The sequence below is a fragment of the Janthinobacterium rivuli genome, assembly GCF_009208735.1.
Taxonomy (GTDB): Bacteria; Pseudomonadota; Gammaproteobacteria; order Burkholderiales; family Burkholderiaceae_D; genus Janthinobacterium.
This window is the reverse complement of the sequence record NZ_WFLJ01000020.1, coordinates 135863-162369: the sequence shown is the minus strand read 5'-3', so window position 1 is coordinate 162369 and position 26507 is coordinate 135863. Positions and strand designations below refer to the sequence as shown.

Below are 26507 nucleotides of genomic sequence, written 5' to 3'. Positions count from 1 at the left end.
GGCAGGCGCGCGGCCAGCGCGGCGCTGCTGACCACCAGCGCTGGCGCGGCGTCGGCGAGGATGTGCGCCAGGCGCTGGGGCGGGCAGTTCGCTTCCACCGGCACGTAGGCGGCGCCCGCCTTGAGGATGGCCAGCAAGGTGATCACCAGCGCATCGCTGCGCTCGAGCAGCACCAGCACGCGCTGGCCCGGCCGCACGCCGGCGGCCAGCAGCGCGTGCGCCTGGCGGTTGGCCTGCGCATCGAGGGCGGCATAGGTCAGGCTGCGCGCGCCATGGCGCAGGGCCAGCGCCTGCGGCGTGCGCGCCGCCTGCCGCGCGAACAGCGCAGGCACGCTGTCCTGGCGGGTCGGCGCGACGGTGGCGCGGTTAAAGTCCAGCAGCACCTGCCGGCGCGCCGCCGCATCCATCAGCGGCAAGCGGCCCAGCGTCAGGCCGTCGTCGGCCGCCATGGCCGCCAGCACGGCTTGCAGGCTAGCGGCCAGGCGCGCGATGCCGTCGGCGTCGAACAGCTCGCTCGCATATTCCAGGTGGCCGCTCACGTGTTCGCCATCGTCGTCGAGCAGCAGGGACAGGTCGAAATGCGTGCTGGCCTGCGGCAGCGGCAGGGGGCGCGGATCGAACAGGGCGCCTTCGCCGTCCGGCGCCGGCGTGTTGTTGAGCGCCACGACGCTCTGGAACAGGGGGCTGTAGGCCAGGCTGCGCACGGGCTTGACGGCATCGACCACCTGGTCCAGCGGCAGGTCCTGGTGTTCGTAGGCGGCCAGCGCCGTGGCGCGGACGCGCGCCAGCAGTTCGGCCACCGTGGGGTCGCCGTGCAGGCGCACGCGCAGGGCCACCGTGTTGACGAAGAAGCCAGGCAGCGCTTCCAGTTCGGGCAGCGGGCGGTTGGCGACGGGCGTGCCGATGACGATGTCGTCCTGGCCGCCCAGTCGCGACAGCAGCGCGCTCCAGCCCGCGAGCAGGGTCATGAACAGGGTGGCGCCGTGGCGGGCGCTGAGCCGGCGCAGCGCTAAGGCCAGCGGCGCCTCCAGGGCGAACGCCAGGCGCGCCCCGCGGTAGCTCTGGCGCGCGGGACGGGGATGGTCGAGCGGCAGTTCCAGCAGGGGCGGCGCGCCGTCCAGCTGCGCGCGCCAGTACGCCTGCTGCGCCTGCAGGGACGCCGCATGCGCGGCATGGCGCTGCCAGCGCGCGTAGTCGGCATACTGCAGCGCGGGCGGCGGCAGCGGGTCGGGCAGGCCGGCGGCGAAGGCGGCGTACAGGGCTGCCAGTTCCCCGCACAGCACGCCCAGCGACCAGCCATCGCTGATGATATGGTGCTGCACCAGCAGCAGCTCATGCTCGTCGTCCGCGCGGCGCAGCAGCAGGGCGCGCAGCAGCGGTCCGCACGCCAGGTCGAAGGGGCGGGCGATTTCCTCCCCGTGCAGGGCTGCCGCCGCCGCTTCGCGCTGCGGCGCCGGCAGGCCGGAAAGGTCTTCCTGGCGCAGGGGGAAGGCGAACGGCGCGCCCGCCACCTGGTGCGGCACGCCGTCGCTGGCGCCGAAGTGCGTGCGCAGGATGGCGTGGCGCCGCAGCAGGGCGTCGAGCGCCTGGCGCAGGGCATCGGCCTGCAGCGGCCCGCGCAGGCGCCACGCCACGGGCATGTGGTAGGCGGCGCCGGCGGCGGCGTCGAGCTGGTTCAGGAACCACAGGCGCTGCTGCGTGTACGACAGCGCCACCTTGTCGCCATCCGGTGTCGCCTGCGCCGACAGCGCGGGCAGGGCGGCGCCGGCCGGGGCGCCATCGAGAATGGCGGCCAGGCCGGCCACCGTGGGCGCGCCGAACAGCTGGCCCAGGGTCAGTGCCGTGCCGCTGGCCTGGCGCAGGCGCGAGACGAGCTGGCCGGCCAGCAGCGAATGGCCGCCCAGTTCGAAGAAGTCGTCATGCCGTCCCACCTGTTCCAGTCCCAGCAGTTCGCGCCACAGGCGCGCCACGAGCATTTCCTGCAAGCCGACGGGCGCCTCCACCTGCCGTCCGGACAGGGCGGCGCGGCCGGGCACGGGCAGGGCGCGGCGGTCCACCTTGCCGTTCGGCGTCATGGGGAACTGTTCCAGCAGCACGAAGGCGGGCGGCACCATGTAGGCCGGCACGGCCTGCGCCAGCAGCGCGCGCAGGCTGGCGATGAGGGGCGCGCCGTCCGCCTGCGCCAGGTCCGCCGCGTCGGCGCGCACGTAGGCTGCCAGGCGCTTGTCGCCGGGCCGGTCTTCGCGGCAGACCACGACGGCCTGGCGGCAGGCCGGATGGCTGGCCAGCACGGCCTCGATTTCCCCCAGCTCGATGCGGAAGCCGCGCAGTTTCACCTGGTTGTCGATGCGGCCGAGCATGTCGAGGCGGCCGTCGCGGGTCCAGCGTACCAGGTCGCCCGTGCGGTACAGGCGGCTGCCGGGCACGCCGGAAAACGGGTCGGCGATGAATTTTTCCGCCGTCAAGTCGGGCCGCGCATGGTAGCCGCTGGCCACGCCCAGGCCGCCGATCAGCAGTTCGCCGGGCACGCCCACGGGGACCGGCTGCAAATGGCGGTCGACCAGGTAGACCTGGGTATTGCTGACGGGCTTGCCGATGGTGACCAGGCCATCGCCGGGCAGCACTTGCTCGCCCGTGGAATAGATGGTGGTCTCCGTGGGGCCGTACAGGTTCCACAGCTGCGCCACCCTGGCCAGCAAGCCGTCGGCCAGCTCGCGCGTCATCGGCTCGCCGCCGCTGATGATGCGCAGGCTGTCGCGGCCCTGCCAGCCCGCATCGAGCAGCATGCGCCAGGTGGCGGGCGTGGCTTGCACGAGGGTGGCGCCGCAGGCGTCGATCAGCGCGGCCAGGGCCAGGCCATCGGCCGCCGTGGCCGTGTCGGCGATGGTGACCTTGGCGCCCACGGTGAAGGGCAGCAGCAGTTCCAGCACGGCGATGTCGAAGGAAAGGGTGGTCACGGCGCAGATGGTGTCGGCGGCCGTGATGCCAGGCTGGTGCAGCATGGCGGCGAAAAAGTTCACCAGCGCGCGGTGCGGCAGCAGCACGCCCTTGGGGCGCCCCGTGGAGCCGGAGGTGTAGATCACGTAGGCGGGCGAGGCGGGATCGACGGCCACGCTGATGGCCGCTGCACCCGCCGCGCGCTCGGCGATATCGTCGATGGCGACGAATTCGCGGGCGCCGGCGGGCAGCTGCGCTTGCAGCGCGCGTTCGCCCAGTACCAGGCGCGCGCCCGAATCGTCGAGCATGAAGGCCAGCCGCTCGGCCGGATAGGCGGGGTCGAGGGGCACGTAGGCGGCGCCCGCCTTGAGGATGCCCATCAGGCCCGCCACCAGCTGGGGGCCGCGCCGCAGGTGCAGTCCCACCAGGTCGCCCGGCTGCACGCCCCGTTCCAGCAGGCGCGCGGCGATGGCGTCGGCGCGGCGCGCCAGCTGGCCGTAGCTCACCTTGTGGCCGCCGTGCTCGATGGCCGTGCCCTGCGGCGTGCGGGCCGCCTGCGCATCGACGAAGTCGTGCGCATTGCGCAGCGCACCGAGGGGCAGGGCGCTGGCGTTCCAGTCGTGCAGCAGCAGTTGCCGCTGTGCGGGCGGCAGCAGGGGCAGGAGTACGAGGGGCCTGGCGGGATCGGCCAGCAGCGCGTGCAGCAGCTGTAGCAGGTTGTCCGCCCAGGCGGCGATGCCTTCCCCGTCGAACAGGTCCAGCGCGAAGTCGAGCCGGCCCGCATAGGCGCCGCCGGCGGCATCATCGAGCACCAGCGCCAGGTCGAAGGGCGTGTCCTGCGCGGGGTGGGCACCGTAGGCCAGCACGGCCTGGAACAGGGGATGAAAGCTGTCGCTGCGCGGCGGCTGCAGCGTCTCGACCAGCTGCGCCAGGCTGCCGGCGCGGTGGCGCGCCGCTGCCGCCAGCGCGGCGTCGGCCTGCGCCAGCAGGCTGTTGCCCGTGCTGGCGTCATCGAGGCGCAGGCGCAGCGGGGCGAAGGCATCGGGCTGCGCCGTGCCGACGATCAGGTCCTGCTGTCCGCTGAGGCGGGCCAGGAAAGCGGACCAGGCCGTCAACAGCACGGCCAGCGGCGCCGCGCCGCAGTGCCGGGCCAGCTGGCGCACTTGCGTGGCCGTAGCAGCATCGATGGCGAAGGGTACGCTGCCCGTGCGCCAGCTTTGGCGGGCCGGCCGGGAGCGTTCGCCGGGCAATTCCAGCAGGGCGGGGGCGCCGTGCAGCTGCCGGCGCCAGAAATCGGCCTGCTCCTGTGCCAGCGGGGCGCATGGGGCGGGACTGGCCGTGGCGTTTGCCTGGCGGCCATGCCGGAGAGTGTGGAGATAGTCTGTCAGAGCCATGGTGTACACCGAAAAGTGAGGCAGTGAGTCAGTCCGGTCCGTGCCAGGCGGGCTGGAACGGGATCGGGGCGGGAAATCAGCGTTGCGAATATAGCATCGTGTTTTTCATTTCCAGGGCATCTTGGTGTTTTCAACTTAATAACAACACTTGGTTTGAATAATGATTTTTTAGCCAATTTTTCGATTATTCGTGCGCACGGGCGGGCGCCATGATCCGCGCTGCCGCGCTAATTGCGGCGCTGCGGCGGAAAGGGGCTTATATCCGCAGATGGATATCGGCACGGCAGCCTGGGTGCACTCTCCCGGTGCGAATCGGAAGTCAGGGATGGCGCAATAACTGGCTGGCATGGCCGCTGCGATGCGGGTTTTGGCCAGGTCGGCTGGCGGAAATGAATCGACCGGAAGGACATCGAGGGGATGGGAAAGTGGCCGGGCGCCAGATACGCGAGCAATACGCTAAAAGGCACGATGGGTGCAGCCTTGGTACTGTTAACTACTTGTAAGTTTTAGTAAATTACAAAAACATGGAAAATATTGATGTTATTGAATATGACAAGAGAAAAATCAGAAAATTACGTCATATTCATTGATTATTTTGTCATATTGAAAATATGGCATATATGCTGCGGCTTTACGGGCGACGGCATTATTCGCGCGGATGTGTAGCGTGCCGCGGTCACGCATTTGACCCTGGAACGCCCATGAATTCAAGGTTTTCCCGTGTCTGAATTGGCTGCTGGCGTACCGAAAGTCACTAATTTAATAATTGCTTAAGTATTAAATATCATTTCCGTATTTTCACAGAAATTATCATCTTTATCATTAATTTTCGATATAAGGAATTTCCTATATGAGGCTGGTTAAATACGCAAAATATATATAAAAATAAGATAATTTAATGTGTTTCGGTAGAATATTGCTATCAAAAGTATGGTATGACGGCGGCGTGCATATGGATATTGGAAAAGGAGAATCCACTAACTGCCGTGAATTGAAGCCTATCTGCGTATAAAAATGCTTGAAGCTTAAATGAACTGATATGGCCGTGTATATGTGTGAGTTTCTTGCTGTAATGGCGATAATACGTTTCTGACGCGATAAGCAGGCCTGGCCGGGGATTATGCGGGCGGTGGCGGCCGGTATTAGCTGGCGTATGGGAAAGGGGGGTAGCTATCAATAAGAAAGTGATTCCGGGAAAACCTCGATAGCTGGAAAGAACGGTGTTGTGGAAAAAAGGCGGGTAGAGTAGCGTCGCTTCCAGGGTGGCGCATTGTGGCCTGCCGGGGTATTCTTGCGTATAAAGATGATAATAAATGTATTTTTGCGGAAACAATCGAACGGGGTGGGCATGCATATTCACAGTCGCAACAACGTCCGTGTCGCTGGAGAGGGGCTGGCAACCCTGGTGTTTGCCCATGGTTTCGGTTGCGACCAGACGATGTGGCGCTATCTGGAGCCGCAGTTCCGCCCGCATTACCGGACCGTGCTGTTCGACCTGGTGGGCAGTGGCCGCTCCGATCTGCGCGCCTACGATGTGCGCCGTCATGCGACGCTCGACGGCTACGCCGACGACTTGCGCGAGGTGGTCGATTCCGTGCAGGGCGCCGGCGATGGCCCCGTGGTCTGCATCAGCCATTCCGTCAGCGCCATGAGCGCCTTGCTTGCCAGCATCGCCGAGCCGGACCTGTTCGCCGCGCAAGTCATGCTGGCGCCATCGCCCTGTTACATAGACGAGCCTGCCACCGGCTACCGGGGCGGCTTTACGCGCGCGGACATCGATGATCTGCTGCGCGCCATGGACAGCAATTACCTGGGCTGGTCCGCGAGCATGGCGCCTGCCATCATGGGCGCGCCCGGCCAGCCGGCGCTGGGACTGGACTTGCAGAACAGCTTTTGCCGCACGGATCCCGTCATCGCCCGACATTTTGCGCAAGCCACGTTCTTGTCCGATCACCGCGCCATCTTGCCGCACAACAGCACGCCCGCCCTGATCGTGCAATGCAGCGACGACTTCATCGCGCCGCCGCCCGTGTGCGAATACTTGCGCGAGATGCTGCCGCGCAGCAGCCTGCACGTGGTCGAGAATGTGGGCCATTGTCCGCACATGAGCGCGCCCGATGCCAGCTACCGCGCCATCCGTCACTTCCTCGACGGCTTGCACCTGTAATGCGCGACACGATGCCTTCCTTGCCCGATACCAGTACCTTGTTCCAGCATGCCGCTTGCGGTTTGCTGCTGTGTACTGCCGACGGCACCATCGTGCAGGCGAACGCCACCTTTTGCGGCTGGCTCGGCTATGGCGCCGCGGAGTTGATCGGCAATAAGAAATTGCAGGACTTGCTGACCATCGGCGGGCGCGTATTCCACCAGACGCACTGGCTGCCGCTGATGCAGGTGCAGGGCAGCGTGTCGGAAATCCTGCTCGACATGCGCCAGCGCCAGGGGGCATCCATCCCCATGCTGTTCAACGCCGTGCGTCGCGTGCATGACGGCGCGCGCTACGACGAGATCGCCGCCTTTGTCGCCGCCGACCGGCGCCAGTACGAGCAGCAGCTGCAACTGGCGCGCAAGGAGGCTGGCGCGCTCAACGAACAGCTGGCGGCCGCCGACCGGCGCAAGGACGAGTTCCTGGCCACCCTGGCGCACGAGCTGCGCAACCCGCTGGCGCCCATGCGCAACGTGCTGGAGGTGTTGCGCCTGGCGCAGCTGGACGACCCGCAGCTGCGCTGGGCGCGCGACGTGCTGGGCCGGCAAGTGGGCCACATGACGCATCTGGTCGACGACTTGACGGAAGTGTCGCGCATCACGCGGGGCCGACTGGAATTGCGCCGCGCCAGCGTGGAGCTGGGGCCCGTGGTGGAAGCGGCCCTGCACAGCGTGGCGGAGCTGGCCGCGCAAGCGGGCCACAAGGTGCTTGTGGAGCAATGGCCGCAGCCCATCTGGCTCGATGCCGACGCCACGCGCCTGGGACAGATGATCGCCAACCTGCTGACCAACGCCGTCAAGTACACGCCTGCCAACGGCGTCATCGGGCTGGAGGTGGCGTGCCTGGACAACGAGGTGCACATCAGCGTGCGCGATTCGGGCATCGGCATCGCGCCCGAGCACCTGGACACGGTGTTCGACCTGTTTTCGCAGCTGGAACCGGCCCTGTCGCGCGCCCAGGGCGGCCTGGGCATCGGCCTGTCGCTGGTGCGCGGCCTGGCCGAATTGCATGGCGGCAGCGTCAGCGCGCGCAGCGACGGCGTGGGACAGGGCAGCACCTTCGCGCTGCGCCTGCCGCTGCCCGCCGTGCCGCTGCAGGCCCCAACGCCGGTCAACCGCCGCCTGCTGGCCGGCACGCGCGAGGGCAAGGTGCTGGTGATCGATGACAGCGCCGACGCGGCAGAAAGCCTGGCGCTGGCGCTCGATATCCTTGGCTATGACGTGCGCACGGCCTACGACGGCCCGGCCGGCATGGCGGCGGCGCGCAGTTTCATGCCGCAAGTGATCTTGCTCGACATCGGCTTGCCGCACATGAACGGCTACGAGGTGGCGCGGCTGTTGCGCAGCGAACCCTGCGGCAAGGACGCCATCCTCGTGGCCGTTACGGGCTGGGGCCAGGACAAGGACCGCCAGATGGCGTCCGATGCTGGCTTTGATCTGCACCTGACCAAGCCCGTGGATTTTTATGAGCTCGATGCGGTGCTGCAAAAGATGCTGCAGGCGGGTGCAGAATAGTATGCGTGAATTGAAGGTAATGGAACAACTGACAGAACTTGAAATCGCCGTTTTCCAGCTGCGCATGGGATTTGGCCATGCCGACCGCTGCGTGGACTGGGCCGTGGAACGCTTGCGACTCGATCAGGAAGGTGACGACCTGGAGATCGTGCTGCTGGCCAGCGCCCGTGGCCGCGACGAGGCGCTGCCGCTGGCCGAGGTGATCATCGAGCGCCACCGTGGCGTAGAGCGGCCGGCTGACCAGTTTCTGGCAGGCAAATGTATCGTCGAACTGCGCGCCGCTTACCTGGCAGGCCGGGAAAGCGTGTCATCGCTCGATGCCATCTTTACCCGTCTGTATCCGGCGCTTGGCTATCCCGACTGGCTCGTCATGCTGAGCCGCAACTGCGAGTATGCGATGGACGTGGCCGATTTCGAGCTGCCGTTCGAGGATGAATTTCGATATATTGCCACCCTGTGGGCGCAGGCGGAGAGCCTGGCTGCGTTCGAGCGCGAATACGGCCGCGAGACGTCGAACCGGCATGATGTCATGCGGGGCTAGCGGATGGCCTTACCGGCCTTGCCAACAATCCTTACGAGAAGAATCCCCTACAACTGATGAAAATTGTCCACGTCTCCGATGCCGCCGGCGCAAAGAATAATGAAGATCTGGTAACGGTTTATCTGCACAATGCAGGAATCGTGGATATCCTGATTTTTGATGGTGCAAGCTCGGTCTCCGAGAAGAATTACTTCGATACGGTCGCGGGCGACGCCGCCTGGTTCGTGTCGACTTTTTCCGCCGTGTTGAAGGAGGTGGTCACGCACGGCTTGAGTCAACACGACAGCATCAAGCTGGCATTGGCGCGTTTCCAGCGCGACGTGGAGGCGAGTCTTGATCTGACGCACATTCCTGCGTATGCCTATCCCATTGCCGCCGTGACGTGGGCACGCATTATCGAGGGCGGTGCTGGCGCCGCCGTGCAGATCTACGCGCTGGGCGATTGCAAGGTGTTTGTCTCGAATGCAGCCGGGGACGTGCGCGATATCGATCCCTATGAGAATGCGCAGGAGGACATACTGAAGGCGGCCATTGCGCGATTAAAGGCGCAAGGAATCGAGGACAAGACGCAGGTATTCGCGGCCTTGCTGCCGATGCTGCGGGAGCGCCGCGCATTTCAGAACATGCACGATGCGCCGACGATACTGTGTATGTATCCACAAGGGGAATTGAAGGCCAGGCAATATGCGTTTGACATGGACAGGCAATCGCAACTGCTGGCCATGACGGATGGTTTTTACCGATTGGTCGATACCTATGGCCTGTATTCGATGGAAGGGCTGGTGCGGCGCTGCGGTGAAACGGAGCTCGATACGCTGCTGCAGCAATTGCGCCAGTTCGAACAGGATAATCTGGCATCCGGGGCACAGTCCGTCAAGAAGTCCGACGATGCCTCTGCCGTGCGTTATGCCTGGCGTGCACTCAACGGCGAGAGCACTGATGTTTCATAAGCCTGGCCACGCCTCTGCTTGAGTTGCCTCAGCGTCTAATTTACGCATTTTTTTTGCCTGGAAATTGAGGTGCAACACAAAAAAACAGCGGAGTCGAGGAAACGGCGAAACGGGTGCGGCAGTCGGACGTGCCTAAGGTCGGTTTGCTGGCCTCAAGCGGACGATGGCGGGTCGCTTTTATCACGACGCGCTGGAGCAGCGCGGCATCACCACGGTGACGCCCGATGCGGCCGACCGGGACATCCTGCACGACATCATCTATACGGAACTGGTGCAGAATGTCTTTACGGATGCCAGCCGGAAGATATTCCTCTCCATCATAGAAAAACTGCGGCGGCAAGGCGTGCCGGGCGTGATATTGGGATGTACGGAGATACCGCTGCTGATCCAGCAGGTGCCGCTATTTAACACCACGGCCATGCATTGCGAGGCGGCGGTGGCGATTGCCATCGAAGATCAAGCGCTGGCAACAGAGCGGCCGCCTGTGCAGGCTGCCGCTCTCGTCAGCATCAAGCCGGCTGCGCGCCGCCCACACTCCGGCTGCGGTTTTCCACCAGCACGGAAATACCGAGCACGACGATGCCGCCGCAGGCCAGCATGGCGCCGACCCAGCCTGTCGAGCGCAAACCCATGCCCATGGCGATGGCGATGCCGCCGGCCCAGGCGCCCAGGGCGTTGGCGATGTTGAAGGCGGAGTGGTTGAGGGCGGCGGCCACGGTTTGCGCGTCGCCGGCCACGTCCATCAGGCGCGTCTGCACGGCTGGGGCGACGGCGATGCCGGCGCCGATGGCGAACAGGTTGATCGCCGTCAGCCAGACATTGCTGCTGGTATAGGTAAAGGCGGCCAGGGCGGCCACGTTCCACAGCAGCACGCCAAAGATGGTCCACAGGCGCGAGCGGTCGGCCAGCCAGCCGCCGATCAAGTTACCCACCGTCATGCCGACACCGATAATGGCCAGCAAGATCGAGATGACCAGCGGCGACACTTTCGTGATTTCCAGCAAGGTTGGCGTGATGAAGGTGTAGACGGCGAACATGCCGCCGAAGCCGATCGCCACCATCAGCAGGGTCAGCCACACTTGCAGGCGGCGGAAGACGCCCAGTTCGCGGCGCGGGCTCGAATCGCCGGCAGCTACCATGGGCACGAAGATGCGCACCATCAGCATGGTCAATAAGCCCAGCGCGGCGACCAGCAAAAAGGCTGAGCGCCAGCCCAGGGTCTGGCCGATATACGTGGCCAGCGGCACGCCGAAGATATTCGCCACGGTCAAGCCCATCAGGACCCTGGCCACGGCCTGGCCGCGCCGGTCCGGTTCGGCCAATGCGGCCGCCACCAGCGCTGCCACGCCAAAGTAGGCGCCGTGCGGGATGCCGGCCACGAAGCGGGCCACCACCAGCAAACCGTAGTTGGGCGCGATGGCGCTGAGCAAGTTGCCGCCAGCGAACATCAGCATCAGGCAAATCAGCATCAGACGGCGCGGCATGCGCGCCAGGAAGATCGTGATCAGGGGAGCGCCGATGACCACGCCCAGCGCGTAGGCGCTGATCATGTGGCTCATCTGCGGCAAGGTCGTGCCCAGGTCGTCGGCCACCACGGGCAGGATGCTCATGGAGGCGAATTCGCCCGTGCCGATGGCGAGGCCGCCGATGGCCAGGGCCAGGTCGGCATAACCAGCGCCAAAAGGCGCGGTGACGCGCGGAATCAGGGGATCTACGGAGGCGTGCATGTTCTTGTTAGTTGGGTAAAGAATGACAGGGCGGCGGGGCGCGCAATGGCCCTGCCGGAGGTGGCGATGCGCCACCAGAGTCGACGGATGGCCGGTATTTTCGGGCGATAGGAACTGCCCAAGGACAACATTGTAAAAGATTCGGCCAAGCTCTGCAGGGCACTGGCTAAAATCTGCTGCACTGCACACAAGATTGATTGCCGTTGTTGTTAACGATAACACGGAATGCGCACGATTCCGCCACAGAGCAGGCGAAGAAAAACTGCCTGTGGCGGAAATGGTCTTCTTTGCGTGCTACTTCGCCAGCGTTTGCTGCAGCGCCGCCAGGCCCGCCACATAGATGCCGTGGAACAAGTCCGTGACTTCCTGCTCGCTCGCGCCGACCGGCGTGAAGCGGCCCGACCAGGTGACCCGCGCGCCGGCGCTGCCTGCAAGTGGTTCCACTTGCAGGGTGGACAGGTAATCGGTGGCGGGAAACGGCGCCTGCAAAATCGAATAGCTGTAGCTGCGCGCCGTGTCGTCGTACGCTTCCAGCTGCTCGACGATGACGTCGCCGGCCGGGTTGACCAGGTGGCGGATGCGGCCCCCGTCGCTCAAGCTGCTGCTGGGAATGTAGGGCAGCCAGTCGGGCAGGGCATTGAAGCCGCCGATCAGTTGCCACACTTGCGCTGGCGTGGCGGCGATGTCGATCGAGGTGGTGGTGTGTGCCATGGTGATATCCCTTCTATATTAATTGGAACCGCCTGGCAGCGGAGCGTTGGCCGCCACCAGCTGTTCGGTGCGCATGTCATGCCAGAAGGCGGCGGGAATGACGCTGTTCAAGGCCGCCAGGTCTTCGGCCAGGCGCTCCGGACGGCTGGCGCCGGGGATCACGGCCGCCACGGCAGGATTGGCCAAGGAAAATTGCAGCGCTGCGGCCTTGACGCTGACGCCATGGCGCGCGGCGATGGCCTTGATGCGTTCCACTTTGGCAATGATCTCGGGCGACGCCATCTGGTATTCGAAGTGCGCGCCGCCGGCCAGGATGCCCGAGCTGTAGGGGCCGCCCACGACGATGTCGACGTTTTGTCTTGCCGCGGCGGGCATCAGGCGCTGCAGCGCCCGTTCATGGTCGAGCAGGGTGTAGCGGCCGGCCAGCAAGAAGGCGTCCGGCTGGGCTTCGGCCAGGTCCAGGGTCAGTTCCAGCGGTTCCACCTTGTTTACGCCCACGCCCCAGGCCTTGATGACGCCTTCTTCGCGCAGGCGGGTCAGCACGCGGAAGGCGCCCGTGCGGGCAATCTCGAATTGCGCCAGCCAGTTGTCGCCATGAAAGTCTTGCGCGATGTCGTGCACCCAGACGATGTCGAGGCGATCCGTATCCAGGCGTTTCAGGCTGTCTTCGATCGAGCGCAGCGTGGCGTCCGCCGAGTAATCGTCGACGATCCGGTTCTTGCGGCCAAATTCGAACAAGCCGCCTTTTTCGCCCAGTGCGCGGGCGGCGGGGTCTTCCAGTTCGTCGAGGATGAGGCGGCCGACCTTGGTGCTGAGTACGTAATCGTCGCGGCGGCGCTGTTTCAGGGCGGCGCCCAGGCGCAACTCGGCCAGGCCGGCGCCGTAGAAAGGGGCCGTATCGAAGTAGCGGATGCCCGATTCCCACGCCGCGTCGACGGTCGCCAGCGCTTCCTGTTCCGGAATGTTACGGAACATATTGCCCAGCGGCGCAGTGCCGAAACCTAGTTTTCCTGTCAGTAAGTGTTTGATCGTCATGGTGTTTTCCTTCAATGAGTGCGTCAGTGCAGACAGAATAGCTGGACAAGTTAAGCCTGTCCAAGACATAATTTGCCGAACTTGAGTCCTGAAAGGTCTGACATGCTGGACATACGCCAATTGCAATACTTCATCGCCGTCGCCGAGGAAGAACACGTGGGGCGTGCCGCCGAGCGTCTGCATATTTCCCAATCGCCGCTGAGCCGGCAAATCGCCCAGCTCGAAGACAAGCTGGGCCTGACCCTGTTCGAGCGCAGCGCCCAGCGCATCCGCCTGACCCGCGACGGTCATACCTTCCTGGCCGAAGCACGCGCCTTCATCACCCACGGCAACCGCCTGGAAGCTTTGGCCAAGCGCCTGGGACGCGGCGACGAAGGGGGCTTGTGCATCGGCTACATCGAGAACGCCATGCACGCGGGCGTGTTGCCCGATGGCTTGCGCGCCTTGCGGGCCACGCGGCCGCAGGTGCACGTGGCGCTGTACCACCTGCATTCGGCCGAGCAGATCGAAGGCTTGCGCCAGCGCAGCCTCGACATCGCGCTGCTGTGCGAGCCGCCGCTGCCGAACGACCCGGACCTCGATTGCGCGCAAGTGCTGAGCGACCCCATGCTGTTGGCGCTGCCGGAGACGCACGCGCTGGCGCACAAGGCCGATCTCACGCCCGAGGATCTGGCGGGCCAGGAGTGGATCGCCGTGCTGCACAAGGAAAGCGTGCTGAAACACGACAACTTCATCGCCGCCTGCGCGCGCGCCGGTTTTACGCCCGACATCCGCATGGAAGCGACGGAGCCGCTGACGGCGCTGGGTCTGGTGGCGGCCGGGCTGGGCATGGCCATGATCCAGCACAGCCTGCGCCAGCACGCGCCGGCCGGCGTCGTCGTGCGGGAATTGCCCTGGTTCAGCTACCGCACGCCCTTGTGGCTGGCCTGGCACAAGGTGAACCTGCGTCCGCTGGTGGGCATCTTCCGCGCAACCTTGCTGCGGCAGGCGGGCGCAGCCGCTTAGCAACATTTAACAAAACCGTAGCGAGCGGGATGAGTTGTGGCTGAGAAGCGGAGCTGTGCTTGAGCACAGTGAGCATCGGAGGCCGCAAATCGCGACGCGCAGTAGGTTTGGTTAGGTGTTCTAGATTTTCTTCGCGTGCTTCAAGTGCAAGGGCAGCCACCACCACATGCAAACGATGAGTGACCCCATCAGCACGCAGGCGATGATGCCGGCGAGGTGGCCGAACACTTCCGACATCACCAGATTGGTGCCGAGGATGAACGCCAGCGCCAGCGAAAGCGCCCCCGCCATCATGATGCGGTCGGCCACGCGCTTGAAACGTTCGCGGTCTTGCAGGGGGCGCATCACGCGGTGCTGGATGGCGGGCGCGCTGAGCAGCACCAGGCTGGTCATGGAGAGAAAAAACGTCAGCAGGAAGACGATCTTTTCCGTTTGCACGATCTTCGCGAAGCCGCCGTTGAAGGGCAGGATGATGAGGAAGGCCGTTAGCATCTGCGCGCCCGGCAAGAGGATGCGCAATTCGCTGAGCAGGTCGGACAGATCGCCCTCATCGCCTGGCTGGCCATCGTCATCCTGGTGTTGCGCGTGTGGCATGGAAGCGTCCTCGTGGTGGTGATGGGGACAGTCTACGCACAAGCGAACGGGCCGACTGTGGCCCGGCGCACCTTCAGAAGCATTGCGTGATGTGGTGGCGCAAGCGCCACAGGGGTGTCGAGACGATGGGCGCGGCGCTGTGCGAGGCGTCATGGCCGCAATGGCCGCAACTGTGGCGCCGGTGCGGCGCCAGCGCGAAGTCGCCCAGGTCCAGGTGCGGGTGGCCGCAGCGCGCGCAGTCGCTGCAGTCGAGCGGCGCGCCGGCCTGCAAGGCGGCGGCGAATGCCTGCGCGGCGGCTGGCGTGACGTTCAGTTGCACGACGTCGCGAGGGAACAGGCCGGGCAGGGCGCGGCAGTCGATGGCCAGGGCAGGCAGGTCGCGACTGAACAGGGCGCCGCCGTCAGCGGCCCGGGCGCGCAGTCGGATCAAACCGTCCTGGCCCAGGCGCAAGGTGGTGGCGTGAAACTGGCTGGGGTCGAACAGCGTCGGATACAGCACATAGCCCATGGGGCTGGCGTGCTGGCGGCACTGCATGGGCTGCGCGGATGGGCAGCCGGCCAGGTCGGCTTGCGTGCCCCAGTAGCACTGGTGCGTGCGGCACCAGTGGCGCGCCGCGCCATTGCGAAATTTTCCGGCTGGCAGCAGATCGCAGACGATGATGGCATCCTCTCCCGCGCCGGCGCGAAAGTGGCCCGTGATGTGGGACGTGGTGACGGCGAGATGGCCCGTGCTCGCGTGCAGGGGCCAGCAGATGCCGGGCAGGGTCAGCGGCGTAGCCAATGGCGCCTCCGCCCCGCTAGCGGCTTGCGAGCCGATATTGGGATGGCATGAAAAAACCCGCCGACTGGGGCGGGCTGTGCTGACGGGAATGCCCGGGGCATGGGCCGGTTTATTCTTCCGTGTCGGCCAGGGTGACGATGGCGCGCGCCCACTTCGCGTATTTCAGGTTCGCCAGGTCGCGCACGGTCTTGACATTGAATGCCTGCTTGAGCAGTTCCGCATCCTTCTCGCTGACGCCTTGCAGCGCATCGACGGGGGCATCAGCGATTTCCTTGAACGTTTTTTTCTCGTAAGCCTTATCTACCGCTTTATTGATGTTCATGTGTTGATACTCCTCAGTAAGTAGGAAAATTAATTCTACACGTTTTTGCGAACCGTCAATTTACGCTTGCAAGTTGTGCTGAACTAAATATGATGGAGGTGGGCGACTCGACATTGAGCCTGTCCGTGCGTTCGTCTCGAAATTGCAATTGTAATTGCAATTATGGTATGTTTATTATTCATAGTATAATGATTTCCATGGTGGAGAATAGTCTGCGCCATGCCGACGCCGTGGTCACGCGGCACGAATCGATAGCGTTCAGGAGAATACGATGAGTTTGCTAGACCAACTTGCAGGACAGGCGATGAGCGCTTTGGGCAACAAGGGTGCGGATGGGGAAGCGCCATCGGGATTGATGGCCAGTGTGATGGACCTGGTCAACCAGCATGGCGGCTTGCCCGGCCTGCTGCAGAAATTCCAGGAAAGCGGCCTGGGCGACCAGGTGGCCAGCTGGATCGGCACCGGCGCCAATGCGCCCGTCTCCGGCGAACAGATCAAGGATGCGCTGGGTGCCGACACGATCACCCAGATCGCCGAAAAAGCGGGCGTCGCACCGGACGCGGCCTCGGGCGGCCTGGCAGCCTTGCTGCCGCAGCTGATCGACAAGCTGACGCCAAATGGTCAGGTACCGGAAGGCAATGACCTCGTCAGCCAGGGTTTGAATATGCTTAAGGGCAAGATCTTCGGTTGATTCCCTGGTCTTGCAAGTGAAAAACCTCGCAGCGATGCGAGGTTTTTTTGTTTTCAGGCGGCGGCCATCATGCCGAGACGTTGCGCCATATACGCCGGTTCGCTGGTCAGTCTGGCCGTACTCCCCTCCACCAGATACGAGCAATACCGTCTCCGCTCGGCGCTGCCGCCGCGCCGCTCCATCAGTTCGCCCAGCATGGCGACGGCGTCGGTGGCCATCTTTTGCACGGGCTGGCGCAGGGTGGTGATGTCGTAGCTGAGCCAGCCTGATGCTTCCAGCGCGTCGAAACCGGCCACCGACATTTGCAGCGGCACCTGGATGCCCATCTGGTGGCGCGCCGTGTCCAGGCAGCCGATGGCCATGATGTCGTTGCCGCAAATGACGGCGTCCGGCACGCGGCCCAGGCGGTCGATGACCTTGCGCAAGCCGCGTCCGCCGCTGGCGTAATCGTAGTTGCCGCTGACGACGATGGGCGCGGGCAAGCCCAGGGCCAGCAAGCGGTCCAGCACGCCAGCCTTGCGTTCCTGCGCGACGGCCGAGTCGCCGGGGCCGTCGATGATGGCGAACTGGCGGTGGCCGGCCTCGGCCAGGCGCGAGACGAGCAGGCGCGCCGCTTCGGCCTGGTCGCACAGGACGGCATGCACGGCGTGTTCGCGCGGGCTCCGGTTGAACAGCACCAGCGGCACGTCGCGCCGGCCGAATTCCGCCATCTGCTCGTCCGACAGACAGGCGGCCACCACGGCGCCATCGACCTGGTATTGCCACACGTCGTTCAAGACCTTGCCGATGTCCGCTTCGCGCTCCAGTGTAAACAATAGAAGACGCTTGCCCTGGCGGGCGATTTGCTGGCTCAGGTCGGACAATACTTGCGGATAATAGAGATTGGCCAGGTTGGAAATGATGACGGCCACCAGGTTCGAGCGGCGCGTGATCAGGCTGCGCGCGGCCGCGTTGGGGATGTAGTCGAGGCTGATGGCCGCCTGCATGACCTTGGCGTGCGTGGCTTGCGAGATGCTGGCGCCCGGCTTGAAGCAGCGCGACACGGCCGATTGCGACACGCCGGCAAGCAGGGCCACGTCATACGAGGTCACGCGCCGTCCCGCGCCGGGTATGGCGCGGCTGGTGGTGCTGGGTGTCCGGGCTACAGTATTCTTTTTTCGCATATTGGTCTGGCAAGCAACCTGTCTCAACAAATTCTTGCAGGCCCGGCCGCTCGTGGCGGCCAGGGCGGGCAGAATGAGCATAGCGTAAAAGATTGCCCTATGGCAAGAGTGTTTTCTTATCCATGTTGCAAAAAATGTGATTGAATGACAAGTGCCTGACCGCCCCTCAATCGGGGCTGTCGCAGGGGCCGCTGCCATAGGGGCTCAGGCGACCCGGCGGGTCCACGCGGCGGGTGCCGAAATCGCTGGCCAGCGTGGGTAACGGAAAGTCCGCCGTGGTGCTCGCTTCCGTGCCGCTGACGGTGCCGCGCACGGTCAGGGCCACGTGCACCCAGGAACCATAGTTGCGCGGATAGCTGACGGTGACGGTGGCCATGCCCAGCGCGTCGCTCAGCCCGCTGGCGCTGACGGTCAGGGGGATGCCCGGGTCCAGCACGCCATTGCCGTTGCGGTCGTAGGCGGCGTCAAAAATACCGTTACGCAAGACGTCTTCATTGGCGCAGCTGTAGTGGGGCAGGGCCAGGTGCCAGACGCCCGTGTCGGGGAACTCGGGCTTGTCCGCCTGCCATACGTACGATCCCTTGGCATAGCGGCTGGGCCAGGCGGCGGCCGTGATGGCGACGCCGGACACGGCGTTGCCGGCGCTGTCGGACACGAACACGGTAAAGTCCTTTTGCAGCACGCTGCTTGAATACTCGCGCAGCAGGCTGCTGGTGCCGAGCTTGATCGACAGCGCTTGCCGCGCCACCGTCAGTCGCACGAGGGCTGTGGCCGCCGCTTGCGGCGCGCCTTCGATGCGGGCCTGGATCAGCACGCCGTCGCGGCCGCTGTCGGCCGGCCCCGCCACATACACGGCGCGCGCCAGGCCGTCGCTGCCCGTCAGCACCCGGCCCGCCTGCCGCAGGTAGCCGCCGCTGGGGTCGCTCAAGATGCTGAACAGCACGGGCGCGTTCTTGACCAGGTTGTTGGCCGCGCCATCGCGCACCACGGCGCTGATTGTGCTGATACTTGTGCTGGCGTTGTCGGCCGAGGCCGCCGAAGTGGTCGTGTTCGCCCGCAGCACGGCCGGCTCCGCCTGCACGGCCAGCTTGCTGGCGCCGCTCAGGGACGCGACGAATTCCAGCCGCGTCTGCGCCGTGGGCCCACCGGCCACGGCGGCCGTGACGGTGGCCACGCCTGCGTTGGCCGACTGCACATAGCTGCGCGGCAAGTTGCCATTGCTGAAAATCAAGCTGGCAGGCAAGGCCTGACTGCAGGCGCTGTCCGCAAACAGGCTGCCGCGCGAGGTCGACAGGCTGGCGCTGCCCGCTTGCGCCACGCCCGCCTTGTCATAGCGCGCGTCGATGGGCTGGCATGCCAGGGTGGCGACCTCCGGCAGCACGTCCGCGCCGCTGGCGTCCTGGACCACGGCCGGACTCAGGCGCAGGTCGCTGCCCGCCACCGCATACGCTTGCGTGGCGGCGGCGCCCAGCGCGCTGACGGACACGGCATCCTTGCCCAGGCTGCCCGCCGTCAGGCGCAACACCAGCCGGCCTTGCGCATTGCTGAGCGCCGCGCCGCCATCCTTGACGCGCACGCCGTTGCCGGCGCCGGTGCTGTAGGCGATGGCGGCGCCGGCCACGGGTTTTGCCGCCGAGTCGCGCACGGTGACGGTGAGATCGGCGCCCTGGCCCAGCATCAGGGCGGCTGGTCCCAGCAGGTCCACGCTGCTGCCCGTGACGGCCACGGTGCCCTTGCCGCTGCGCGTGCCGACATTCGCCGTCACGGTGATGCTGCGGTTGCTGTTGGCGCCTCCGGTCCCCAGCAAGGCGCGCGCCTGGCCATTCTTGTCCGTCACGGCGTCGACGCTGCCGAGCATGCCGGAATCGGCGGCAAAGGTAATCTTTGCGTTTGGCAAGGCCAGGTTGGCGCCATCCTTGACGAGGGCGGTGACGGCCACCTCGCTGCCGGCCAGTCCCGCCGAGGCCAGTTCCGTGCTGGAAAACACCAGGTTGACGGCGCTGGCCAGGCTGGCCGGCTCGGGTGGCGTGACGGGCGGAATCACGGGCGGTGTCACGGGCGGCGTGACAGGCGGGGTCACGGGCGGCACGACGGGGGGCGGGCTGCCGCCGCAGCCTGCCGTGCTGTGCAGCGCGCAGCCGGCGCTGGCCTGGGTATCGGCCGAACCGCCGCCGCAGCCGGCCAGGGAAACGAGGAAGGTCGCCAGCACAGCGGCGGGCAGGTGGCGCGGGCGGCGCAGGCGGGTAAGGGGCACGATGGGTCTCCGGGAGCTGACCGAGTTGCTCGGCGTTAGTTTCCCAAGAGTAGCTTTTGCGCGCGGCGGGTACTTGATGCAAAGCAAGCTTATGCTGTTGACCCCGCCGAACCGGTTTTGCTGGTGCAATGGCCTGCCTTCTGATAACATAACGCCCCTTTATTCAGGGAAGGGTCGACATGGCCAATGCTTGCGGCGTCGATTTCGGCACGTCAAATTCCACGGTAGGCTGGGCACGTCCCGGGCAGAGCACCATGCTCGGCCTGGAAGATGGCAAGACGACCTTACCGTCCGTTGTCTTCTTCAATGCGGAAGACGAGGAAGTCAGTTTTGGCCGCGCGGCGCTGGCCGGCTATCTGGCCGGTTACGAGGGGCGTTTGATGCGCTCGCTGAAAAGCTTGCTGGGCACTAGCCTCATCGATGGCCAGACGGAAGTGGGCGGCCGCGCGCTGCCATTTCGCATGTTGCTGGCGCAATTCATCGGCGAAGTGAAGCGCCGCGCCGAGCAGTCCGCCGGCCGCGAATTTTCGTCCGCCGTGTTCGGCCGTCCCGTCTTCTTTATCGACGACAATGCGCAAGCCGACCAGCTGGCGCAGGATACGCTCGCCGAAGTGGCCCGTTCCGTCGGTTTCAAGGACGTCGCCTTCCAGTTCGAGCCGATTGCCGCCGCCTTCGATTACGAGTCGCAAATCGCCAAGGAAGAGCTGGTACTGATCGCCGACATTGGCGGCGGTACTTCCGACTTTTCGCTGGTGCGGCTGTCGCCGGAACGGGCGAAAAAAACCGAGCGGCGCGACGACATCCTCGCCACCGGCGGCGTGCACATCGGTGGCACGGACTTCGATAAATATCTGAGCCTGTCTTCCGTCATGCCTTTGCTCGGCTATGGCAGCCGTCTGCATAACAATAGCGAAGTGCCGTCCAGCTATTATTTCAACCTGGCCACCTGGCACACGATCAACCTGGCCTACACCAAGAAGATCTGGGTGCAGCTGGCCGACGTGTGCCGCGATGCGCGCGAGCAAGACAAGATGGGGCGTCTGCAAAAGTTGATCGACGAGCGGGCCGGCCACTGGCTGGCCATGAAAGTGGAAGAGGGCAAGATTGCCCTGTCCGACGCGGCCGAAGTGCAGCTGGAACTGGACCGTTTGTCGCCCGCGCAAAGCCTGTTGTTGAAACGTACGCAATTCGATGATGCCATCGGCCACCTGTGCGGTTCCGTCGAAGAGACCGTGCTGCGCCTGCTGCGCGACGCGGGCGTGGCGCCGGAAGCCGTCGACACCGTGTTCTTCACGGGCGGCTCGTCCGGCGTGCGCCTGCTGCGCGAAAAGATCGCCGCCCTGGTGCCGGCCGCGCGCAAGGTCGAGGGCGATCTGTTCGGCAGTATCGGTGCGGGTTTGGCGCTGGACGCCGTACGCAAGTTCGGCTAAGCTGGCCCACCGCAGCAACGCAGAAAGAGCCTGACTTCATGAATGTGTTTGACAAACCGATCGTCATGATCGACTTCGAGACGACCGGCCTGTCTCCCGACATGGGAGACCGCATCACGGAAGTGGCGGCGCTGCGCATCGAGGGCGGGCAGATCACGGACCGTTATGTGACCCTGATCAACTGCAATGCGCGCATCCCCTCGTTCATCACCGGCTTGACGGGCATCACGCAGGCGATGGTCGACAAGGCGCCGCCCGTGGCCGAGGTGGTGCCGCAGTTGCTGGACTTCATCGGCAGCGATGCCTTGTCGGCGCACAATGCCAGCTTCGATGAAAAATTCCTGCGCGCGGAAAGCGCCAGGCTGAACCTGACGCCCGCGCATCAGTCGCTTGTGTGTTCATTGAAACTGTCGCGCCGCGTGTTTCCCGGCATGACCAGCTACAAGCTGGGCTTGCTGTCCAGCCAGCTGGGCATCGCCTTCAAGAGCGCGGCCCACAGGGCCGAGTCCGATGCGGAAGTGGCGGCGCAAGTGCTGATCCATATCGGCCGGCATTTGCGCAGCAGCTATGGCATCGCCGATGTCGACGCGGATTTGCTGGTGTCGCTGAACAAGCTGGCCGCCGCCAAGGTCCAGCAATTCCTGCAAAAGCACCCGTCGCGCCGCTGATCTCCGTTTCCCCTCTAAGCGGGCTCATCAAAACGATATAATTTTGTTATTTCGTTTGAGCCTGCTCAAGTCCTTTCCCCGTATCGAATTTAAAATTTAAGCAACACACGATTTCGCCGCCCTGGGCCGCCGTTTTGCGCGTGCTGCCGGCAAGCGCAATGTGGATGGGGGCGCACATGGACAAGCACCATACTGCCAGAGATAGCCACCAGGCGTATATCTGGTTCCGCACGGCTGCCGAGCAGGGCAATGCCTACGCGCAGTTCAACCTGGGCTTGATGTACAAGAAGGGCGAGGGCGTGGCGCAGGACGATGCGCGCGCCTTCGTCTGGCTGCGGCTGGCCGCGCTGCAAGGGCTGGCGTTCGCGCAGAATCACCTGGGGGCCCTGTATTACCACGGCCGCGGCGTGGCGCAGAGCGACGAGGACGCCGTGCTGTGGTTTCGCCGCGCGGCCGCCCAGGGCGATGCCTCGGCCCAGCAAAACCTGGGGCAGATGTACCGCAAGGGACGGGGCGTGCTGCAGAGCGACGAGCTGGCCCTGGCATGGTTTTACCGCGCCTCGGAACAGGGCGTGGCCAGCGCGCAATCCTTGCTGGGCGAAGCCTATGCGCAGGGGCTGGGCGCGAAAAAGAACGATGCGCTGGCCCTGGCCTGGTTCCGCAAGGCCGCCTTGCAGGGCGATGCGCAGGCGCAGCTGAACCTGGGGCTCGTCTACAAGCGGGGCCAGGGCGTGGCGCAAAGCGATGCGCAGGCGCTGGCCTGGTTCCGCCAGGCCGCCGCGCAGGGCCTGGCCGTGGCGCAGCGGCAACTTGGCGTGGCCTATGCGGAGGGCCTGGGCGTGGCGCCCGACCAGTTGCGCGCCTACGCCTGGCTGCAGCGGGCGGCCGAGCAGGATGACGCCGACGCCCAGTTCAACCTGGGCCTGATGCTGGCGCGCGGCCAGGGCGTGGACAAGGACGAGGCGCGCGCCGTCGTCTGGTACCGGCGTGCCGCCCTGCAAGGCCACTGCATGGCGCAATACAATCTGGGCGGCATGTTCGCGGGCGGACGTGGCGTCGCCCGCGACTTGCGCCAGGCGCTGGACTGGTATGCCAGGGCGGCGGCCCAGGGCGCGTCGAATGCGCAGTTCAACCTGGGCGTGATGTATGCCAATGGCCAGGGCGTCGAGCGCGACGAGGTGTGCGCCGTGCGCTGGTACCGCACGGCGGCCGAGCAGGGCGACGCCAGCGCGCAGAACAACCTGGGCGTCATGTATGCGAATGGCCATGGCGTGCCGCAGGACGATGGCCTGGCCGTGCAATGGTATGCGCGCGCGGCTGGCCAGGGCCATGCGCTGGCGCAGTACAACCTGGGCGGCATGTACAACAGCGGGCGCGGCGTGGAGAAAGATCCCGTTTGCGGCTACATGTGGCTGGCGCTGGCGGCCGAGGGTGGCGATAGCGGGGCGGCCAGGGCCCGTGAAGCGGCAGCCGCCAGGCTGGAGCCGGCACAGCTGCAGGAGGCGCAGCAGCGCATGCGGCAGTGGCATCAGGGGCGCTCCCCGCCGCAGCCGCCGCGCGACTGAGGCACCGTCACCGTGCGCGCATGCACGCGCGCCGCATGCGATAATTGCCGACAGGCATGTCGCGAAGGCGACATGGTGTTGAGCACAGTGAAAGGTGGAACATGGTAAGGCAGGCAGGCGAGGACGCATCCGAGCAAAAAGTCATCGACGACATCGCCACGCATGGCTGGCATGGCGTGCATATCAGTGCCGATGAAGACGGTCCCGGCTATGCCTTCACGATAGGTGCCTGCCACAGCTTCGGCCAACCCGAATTTCTCATCATGGGCTTGCCGCGTTCCATGGCCCACCAGATACTCGACGTGGCGCTGGACGCCGTGCGCAGCGGCGCCGTCACGGATTTCACGGCCACCACGGAGGCCTTGCTGGAAGGCCATCCGTGCGCCTTCGTGCGCGTGCCCGTCGAACAATACCGCGACTATGTCGGCTATGCGCGCTGGTATTACCAGGGCGATGAGTTCACCGTGTACCAGATCGTCTGGCCGTCGCGCGATGGCCATTTCCCGTGGGATGCGGGGGCCAGCGCACAGTACATGGAAAGCCAGCCCCTGCTGGGACCGGCGCCGCTGGCGGCATGACACGAGGCACGTCCATCAGAATCGTGACCGGCACGGCAACCGTGTGCGTGTTCGATCCTGCGCTCGTGCGCCACAAGCTGGAAGATGATTGCGACTGGTGGAGTATTCCCGGCGCGGAACTGGCGGCCGTGAATGGGGGGCAGGTGGCGTTTTTCAACGTGGGCGGCGATGGCGCGTATGACATCGCCTTGCACGCCGAACTTGCCGAACCGCACGCGAGCGTGCATCTGGCGATCGTCTCGGGCCGCGTCTTCATCGGCGCCGGGGAAGACGTCACGGGCGGCGGCCTGGAGCCGGACACGGCATATGGCGGCCTGTTCGTGGACGTGCCCGTGGGCGGCTGCCGCGTGCAGGCGCGCCGCGATGGCCACTTGATCCGCCTGGCATTCGTGCCCGATGCGCGCAGCAGCAATGCGTTTGGCGACCTCGTGCGTATTTGATCGCGCGTAGACCATTTCCGTCCGGCTTCCCGCTATCGCCCCTGACTACGCATCCATGCGCGTCACGCCCACGCCTTGCCGCCGGTCCAGGAACAGGCTGTTGCCGTGGATTTTCTTCGCCTGCTTCTTCGCTTCGGCTGCCTGCGTGGCAATTTGATGGTGCGTGTAGTACTGGTGCGCCTCGACCTTGATGACGCCCAAGGATAGGCTGATCAAGGAATAAAACACTTTCTTGCCTTGCCGGTCTTCGCTGATGTAGCCGCCCCGTTCGCAGTCGCTGGTACTGTAATAGGCGAGGATGGCGGCCGCGAAGTCGTCCAGCATGGCCTGGCAGCGCGTTTCCCAGTCTTCGCTCTGGAACAGGATCATGAAATCGTCGCCGCCGATGTGGCCGATGAAGTCGCGGTTCGGGTCGCAGTGGCTGCTGAGGATTTCTCCCGTCAGCTGGATCACGTCGTCGCCCTTGCGGTAGCCGTACACATCGTTGAAGGGCTTGAAGTGGTCGAGATCGCAATAGCAGACCCAGAAGCGGGCGCCGCTGTGCAGCAATCGGTCGATATGCTCGTTGATGGGCACGTTGCCGGGCAGTTGCGTGAGCGGGTTGGCGTAACGGGCTGCGTTGATCTGCATCTGCGTGATTTCACGCATCAGGTCATGTCCCGTGCCCATGCCCAGATAGCGGCCGCGTTCGGTGATGATGAAACCGTTGAACAGGTGATGGGCGTCCGACTGCACCATGGTGTAGCTGAGTTCCTGCAAGCTCGTCTCGTGGTCGGCGATCAGGGGCGTCGCATCCATGAACAGGCTGCATGATTTCTTGCCATACAGTTCGCGCTGGTAGGGGCGGGCGAAGTGGTCGATCATCTCGAAGCGGCTGATCAGGCCCAGCGGCATGCCGTCGTCGACGACGGGGATGATCATCAGCTTCGGGTCTTTCAGGAAGATGTCGTACACCTCGTTATTGTTGACTTGCGGCGAGACGGCCGCCACGCGGTGCAGCAGCTTGCGGATGCTGGCGCCGTTCTTTTCCAGGCTGCTGCGCTGCGGATACACGGCCACGCCGTTGCGCCCCAACGCCTGCACCACTTCGGCTGGCAGGGCGCGCGCCGGCACGGCATGGGGCCGGCCCAGGTGATAGCCTTGTCCGAAGGCCACGCCCAGGTCGCGCAAGACGAGCAATTCCGTTTGCGCCTCGATGCCTTCGGCGATCACGAGAGTGCCCGATTTCTCCGCGATTTCCTGGATCGAGCGCACGAATTGCAGTTTCACGGGGTCGTTATTGATGCCCTGGATGAAATGCATGTCGATTTTCACATATTCCGGGCGCAGTTCCGACCACAGGCGCAGGCTGGAAAAGCCTTCGCCCAGGTCGTCGATGGCGATCTGGAAACCCATGTTGCGATAGTGCAGCACCGCTTCGCGCATCAGTTCGTAATCGTAGGTGGGCTGGTTTTCCGTCAGCTCGATGATGACACGGTCCGGATTGATGCCGATGTGTTCGATGTATTCCAGCGTTTCGCCATGGCGCGCATTGCGCAGCAACAGGCATTCAGGGCTGACGTTGAGGAACAGCTTGCCCGGCAGTTGCAGTTCGGCGAAGCGTTCGAGCACCACTTGCCGGCACAGGTGCTCCACTTCCAGGGTCAGGTCATGCGCGCGCGCCACCTTGAACAGATTCATCGGCGCGTGCAGGGGGCTGTCGGACGGCCCCCGTATCAAGCCTTCGTAGCCGATGATGTCGCCGCTGTGCATGTGGATGATGGGCTGGAACAGCGCACTGAGCTTGCGGCCCGCCAGGATCTCGTGCAAGGCATCCGTCCCTTCGATGCTCATGGGGGCCGAGGGCGGCTTCAGGTAAGCCACGTTCGATGGCGTCGCGCCGGTGGCGGTGGGGAGGGCGAGAGTGTGCATAGGCGGATGTGGCGGCACGGCCTCTGGACGGGCCATGAACATGTTGCCGATAGTAAAGAAGATTTATGACGGCTTGATGAAACGTATTAG

The 26507-nt window shown here is 64.9% G+C and carries 21 protein-coding genes and 1 pseudogene; 12 read left to right on the top strand and 10 right to left on the bottom strand.

Going from position 1 to position 26507, the window contains the following annotated elements:
• Nucleotides 1-4331: non-ribosomal peptide synthetase (locus GCN78_RS24170; RefSeq protein WP_152253972.1), on the bottom strand; the 4331-nt coding region annotated here is incomplete at its 3' end.
• A gap of 1348 nt (nt 4332-5679) precedes the next feature.
• Here GCN78_RS24170 and GCN78_RS24165 point away from each other — a divergent pair.
• From GCN78_RS24165 to GCN78_RS30055, 5 genes and pseudogenes are all read left to right on the top strand, one after another.
• A complete protein-coding gene (locus tag GCN78_RS24165; RefSeq protein WP_152253971.1) occupies nt 5680-6498 on the top strand; it encodes an alpha/beta fold hydrolase in 819 nt (272 codons plus the stop codon).
• Nucleotides 6498-8051 carry a hybrid sensor histidine kinase/response regulator gene (locus tag GCN78_RS24160; protein WP_226939801.1) on the top strand — a complete coding sequence of 518 codons (1554 nt, stop codon included), beginning with the start codon at nt 6498-6500 and terminating at the stop codon, nt 8049-8051. Before GCN78_RS24165 ends, GCN78_RS24160 begins: the two co-directional genes overlap by 1 nt.
• A gap of 19 nt (nt 8052-8070) precedes the next feature.
• On the top strand, nt 8071-8592 hold the full coding sequence (locus GCN78_RS24155; RefSeq protein ID WP_152253970.1) for a hypothetical protein: 522 nt from the start codon (nt 8071-8073) through the stop codon (nt 8590-8592).
• Between the two features lie 56 nt (nt 8593-8648).
• Complete coding sequence (locus GCN78_RS24150; RefSeq protein WP_152253969.1) at nt 8649-9542, top strand: hypothetical protein; 894 nt, start codon at nt 8649-8651, stop codon at nt 9540-9542.
• Between the two features lie 163 nt (nt 9543-9705).
• Nucleotides 9706-9918, top strand: a pseudogene (locus tag GCN78_RS30055) (aspartate/glutamate racemase family protein); the annotation flags it as partial.
• Nucleotides 9919-10051: 133 nt separating this feature from the next.
• Here the strand turns inward: GCN78_RS30055 and GCN78_RS24140 are convergent.
• The 3 genes from GCN78_RS24140 to GCN78_RS24130 all read right to left on the bottom strand — a co-directional run bounded on the left by GCN78_RS24140 (nt 10052) and on the right by GCN78_RS24130 (nt 13015).
• Complete coding sequence (locus tag GCN78_RS24140) at nt 10052-11269, bottom strand: MFS transporter (protein WP_152253967.1); 1218 nt, start codon at nt 11267-11269, stop codon at nt 10052-10054.
• 294 nt (nt 11270-11563) lie between these two features.
• Entirely contained in the window at nt 11564-11980 is a 417-nt protein-coding gene (locus GCN78_RS24135; RefSeq protein ID WP_152253966.1) for an SRPBCC family protein, read from the bottom strand.
• 18 nt (nt 11981-11998) lie between these two features.
• A complete protein-coding gene (locus GCN78_RS24130; protein ID WP_152253965.1) occupies nt 11999-13015 on the bottom strand; it encodes an aldo/keto reductase in 1017 nt (338 codons plus the stop codon).
• A 102-nt stretch (nt 13016-13117) separates the two neighbouring features.
• Here GCN78_RS24130 and GCN78_RS24125 point away from each other — a divergent pair, with 102 nt between their 5' ends.
• On the top strand, nt 13118-14020 hold the full coding sequence (locus GCN78_RS24125; protein WP_152253964.1) for a LysR family transcriptional regulator: 903 nt from the start codon (nt 13118-13120) through the stop codon (nt 14018-14020).
• 120 nt (nt 14021-14140) lie between these two features.
• Here GCN78_RS24125 and GCN78_RS24120 read toward each other — a convergent pair whose 3' ends face one another.
• The 3 genes from GCN78_RS24120 to GCN78_RS24110 form a co-directional block, all read right to left on the bottom strand.
• Nucleotides 14141-14614, bottom strand: coding sequence for a DUF6328 family protein (locus GCN78_RS24120; RefSeq protein ID WP_152253963.1), 474 nt, complete (start codon nt 14612-14614; stop codon nt 14141-14143).
• Between the two features lie 73 nt (nt 14615-14687).
• Nucleotides 14688-15395, bottom strand: coding sequence for a hypothetical protein (locus GCN78_RS24115; protein WP_152253962.1), 708 nt, complete (start codon nt 15393-15395; stop codon nt 14688-14690).
• A 109-nt stretch (nt 15396-15504) separates the two neighbouring features.
• A complete protein-coding gene (locus GCN78_RS24110) occupies nt 15505-15717 on the bottom strand; it encodes a hypothetical protein (protein ID WP_102299139.1) in 213 nt (70 codons plus the stop codon).
• A 271-nt stretch (nt 15718-15988) separates the two neighbouring features.
• Between GCN78_RS24110 and GCN78_RS24105 the strand changes: the two genes are divergently transcribed.
• Nucleotides 15989-16408 carry a YidB family protein gene (locus GCN78_RS24105; protein ID WP_152253961.1) on the top strand — a complete coding sequence of 140 codons (420 nt, stop codon included), beginning with the start codon at nt 15989-15991 and terminating at the stop codon, nt 16406-16408.
• 53 nt (nt 16409-16461) lie between these two features.
• Here GCN78_RS24105 and GCN78_RS24100 read toward each other — a convergent pair whose 3' ends face one another.
• Together GCN78_RS24100 and GCN78_RS24095 are read right to left on the bottom strand one after the other, a co-directional pair.
• On the bottom strand, nt 16462-17499 hold the full coding sequence (locus tag GCN78_RS24100) for a LacI family DNA-binding transcriptional regulator (RefSeq protein ID WP_226939800.1): 1038 nt from the start codon (nt 17497-17499) through the stop codon (nt 16462-16464).
• A gap of 238 nt (nt 17500-17737) precedes the next feature.
• Complete coding sequence (locus GCN78_RS24095; protein WP_152253959.1) at nt 17738-19825, bottom strand: Ig-like domain-containing protein; 2088 nt, start codon at nt 19823-19825, stop codon at nt 17738-17740.
• A 179-nt stretch (nt 19826-20004) separates the two neighbouring features.
• On the opposite strand from GCN78_RS24095, the gene GCN78_RS24090 reads away from it, so the two are divergent.
• The 5 genes from GCN78_RS24090 (at nt 20005) to GCN78_RS24070 (ending at nt 24506) form a co-directional block, all read left to right on the top strand.
• Complete coding sequence (locus GCN78_RS24090; RefSeq protein ID WP_152253958.1) at nt 20005-21255, top strand: Hsp70 family protein; 1251 nt, start codon at nt 20005-20007, stop codon at nt 21253-21255.
• A 38-nt stretch (nt 21256-21293) separates the two neighbouring features.
• Entirely contained in the window at nt 21294-21923 is a 630-nt protein-coding gene (locus GCN78_RS24085; RefSeq protein WP_193316852.1) for a 3'-5' exonuclease, read from the top strand.
• Between the two features lie 176 nt (nt 21924-22099).
• On the top strand, nt 22100-23488 hold the full coding sequence (locus tag GCN78_RS24080) for a tetratricopeptide repeat protein (RefSeq protein WP_152253957.1): 1389 nt from the start codon (nt 22100-22102) through the stop codon (nt 23486-23488).
• A 101-nt stretch (nt 23489-23589) separates the two neighbouring features.
• Nucleotides 23590-24066, top strand: coding sequence for a DUF4262 domain-containing protein (locus GCN78_RS24075; protein ID WP_152253956.1), 477 nt, complete (start codon nt 23590-23592; stop codon nt 24064-24066).
• The gene (locus GCN78_RS24070; protein ID WP_152253955.1) at nt 24063-24506 is read left to right on the top strand and encodes a DUF6386 family protein; all 444 of its coding nucleotides are present in this window, start codon (nt 24063-24065) and stop codon (nt 24504-24506) included. Before GCN78_RS24075 ends, GCN78_RS24070 begins: the two co-directional genes overlap by 4 nt.
• A gap of 45 nt (nt 24507-24551) precedes the next feature.
• On the opposite strand, the gene GCN78_RS24065 is transcribed toward GCN78_RS24070, so the two are convergent.
• Nucleotides 24552-26339: a GGDEF domain-containing protein gene (locus GCN78_RS24065; RefSeq protein WP_152253982.1), complete on the bottom strand. Its 1788-nt coding sequence runs from the start codon at nt 26337-26339 to the stop codon at nt 24552-24554.
• Nucleotides 26340-26507: the final 168 nt, after the last annotated feature.

Bases quoted from the DNA above. Each gene is read 5' to 3' on its own strand.
- GCN78_RS24165 (WP_152253971.1), top strand. From the start codon at position 5,680: ATGCATATTCACAGTCGCAACAACGTCCGTGTCGCTGGAGAGGGGCTG.
- GCN78_RS24065 (WP_152253982.1), bottom strand. From the start codon at position 26,339: ATGAGCATCGAAGGGACGGATGCCTTGCACGAGATCCTGGCGGGCCGC.
- GCN78_RS24125 (WP_152253964.1), top strand. From the start codon at position 13,118: ATGCTGGACATACGCCAATTGCAATACTTCATCGCCGTCGCCGAGGAA.
- GCN78_RS24090 (WP_152253958.1), top strand. From the start codon at position 20,005: ATGGCCAATGCTTGCGGCGTCGATTTCGGCACGTCAAATTCCACGGTA.
- GCN78_RS24140 (WP_152253967.1), bottom strand. From the start codon at position 11,269: ATGCACGCCTCCGTAGATCCCCTGATTCCGCGCGTCACCGCGCCTTTT.
- GCN78_RS24150 (WP_152253969.1), top strand. From the start codon at position 8,649: ATGAAAATTGTCCACGTCTCCGATGCCGCCGGCGCAAAGAATAATGAA.
- GCN78_RS24110 (WP_102299139.1), bottom strand. From the start codon at position 15,717: ATGAACATCAATAAAGCGGTAGATAAGGCTTACGAGAAAAAAACGTTC.
- GCN78_RS24080 (WP_152253957.1), top strand. From the start codon at position 22,100: ATGGACAAGCACCATACTGCCAGAGATAGCCACCAGGCGTATATCTGG.
- GCN78_RS24135 (WP_152253966.1), bottom strand. From the start codon at position 11,980: ATGGCACACACCACCACCTCGATCGACATCGCCGCCACGCCAGCGCAA.
- GCN78_RS24130 (WP_152253965.1), bottom strand. From the start codon at position 13,015: ATGACGATCAAACACTTACTGACAGGAAAACTAGGTTTCGGCACTGCG.
- GCN78_RS24105 (WP_152253961.1), top strand. From the start codon at position 15,989: ATGAGTTTGCTAGACCAACTTGCAGGACAGGCGATGAGCGCTTTGGGC.
- GCN78_RS24075 (WP_152253956.1), top strand. From the start codon at position 23,590: ATGGTAAGGCAGGCAGGCGAGGACGCATCCGAGCAAAAAGTCATCGAC.
- GCN78_RS24070 (WP_152253955.1), top strand. From the start codon at position 24,063: ATGACACGAGGCACGTCCATCAGAATCGTGACCGGCACGGCAACCGTG.
- GCN78_RS24160 (WP_226939801.1), top strand. From the start codon at position 6,498: ATGCGCGACACGATGCCTTCCTTGCCCGATACCAGTACCTTGTTCCAG.
- GCN78_RS24085 (WP_193316852.1), top strand. From the start codon at position 21,294: ATGAATGTGTTTGACAAACCGATCGTCATGATCGACTTCGAGACGACC.
- GCN78_RS24155 (WP_152253970.1), top strand. From the start codon at position 8,071: ATGGAACAACTGACAGAACTTGAAATCGCCGTTTTCCAGCTGCGCATG.
- GCN78_RS24120 (WP_152253963.1), bottom strand. From the start codon at position 14,614: ATGCCACACGCGCAACACCAGGATGACGATGGCCAGCCAGGCGATGAG.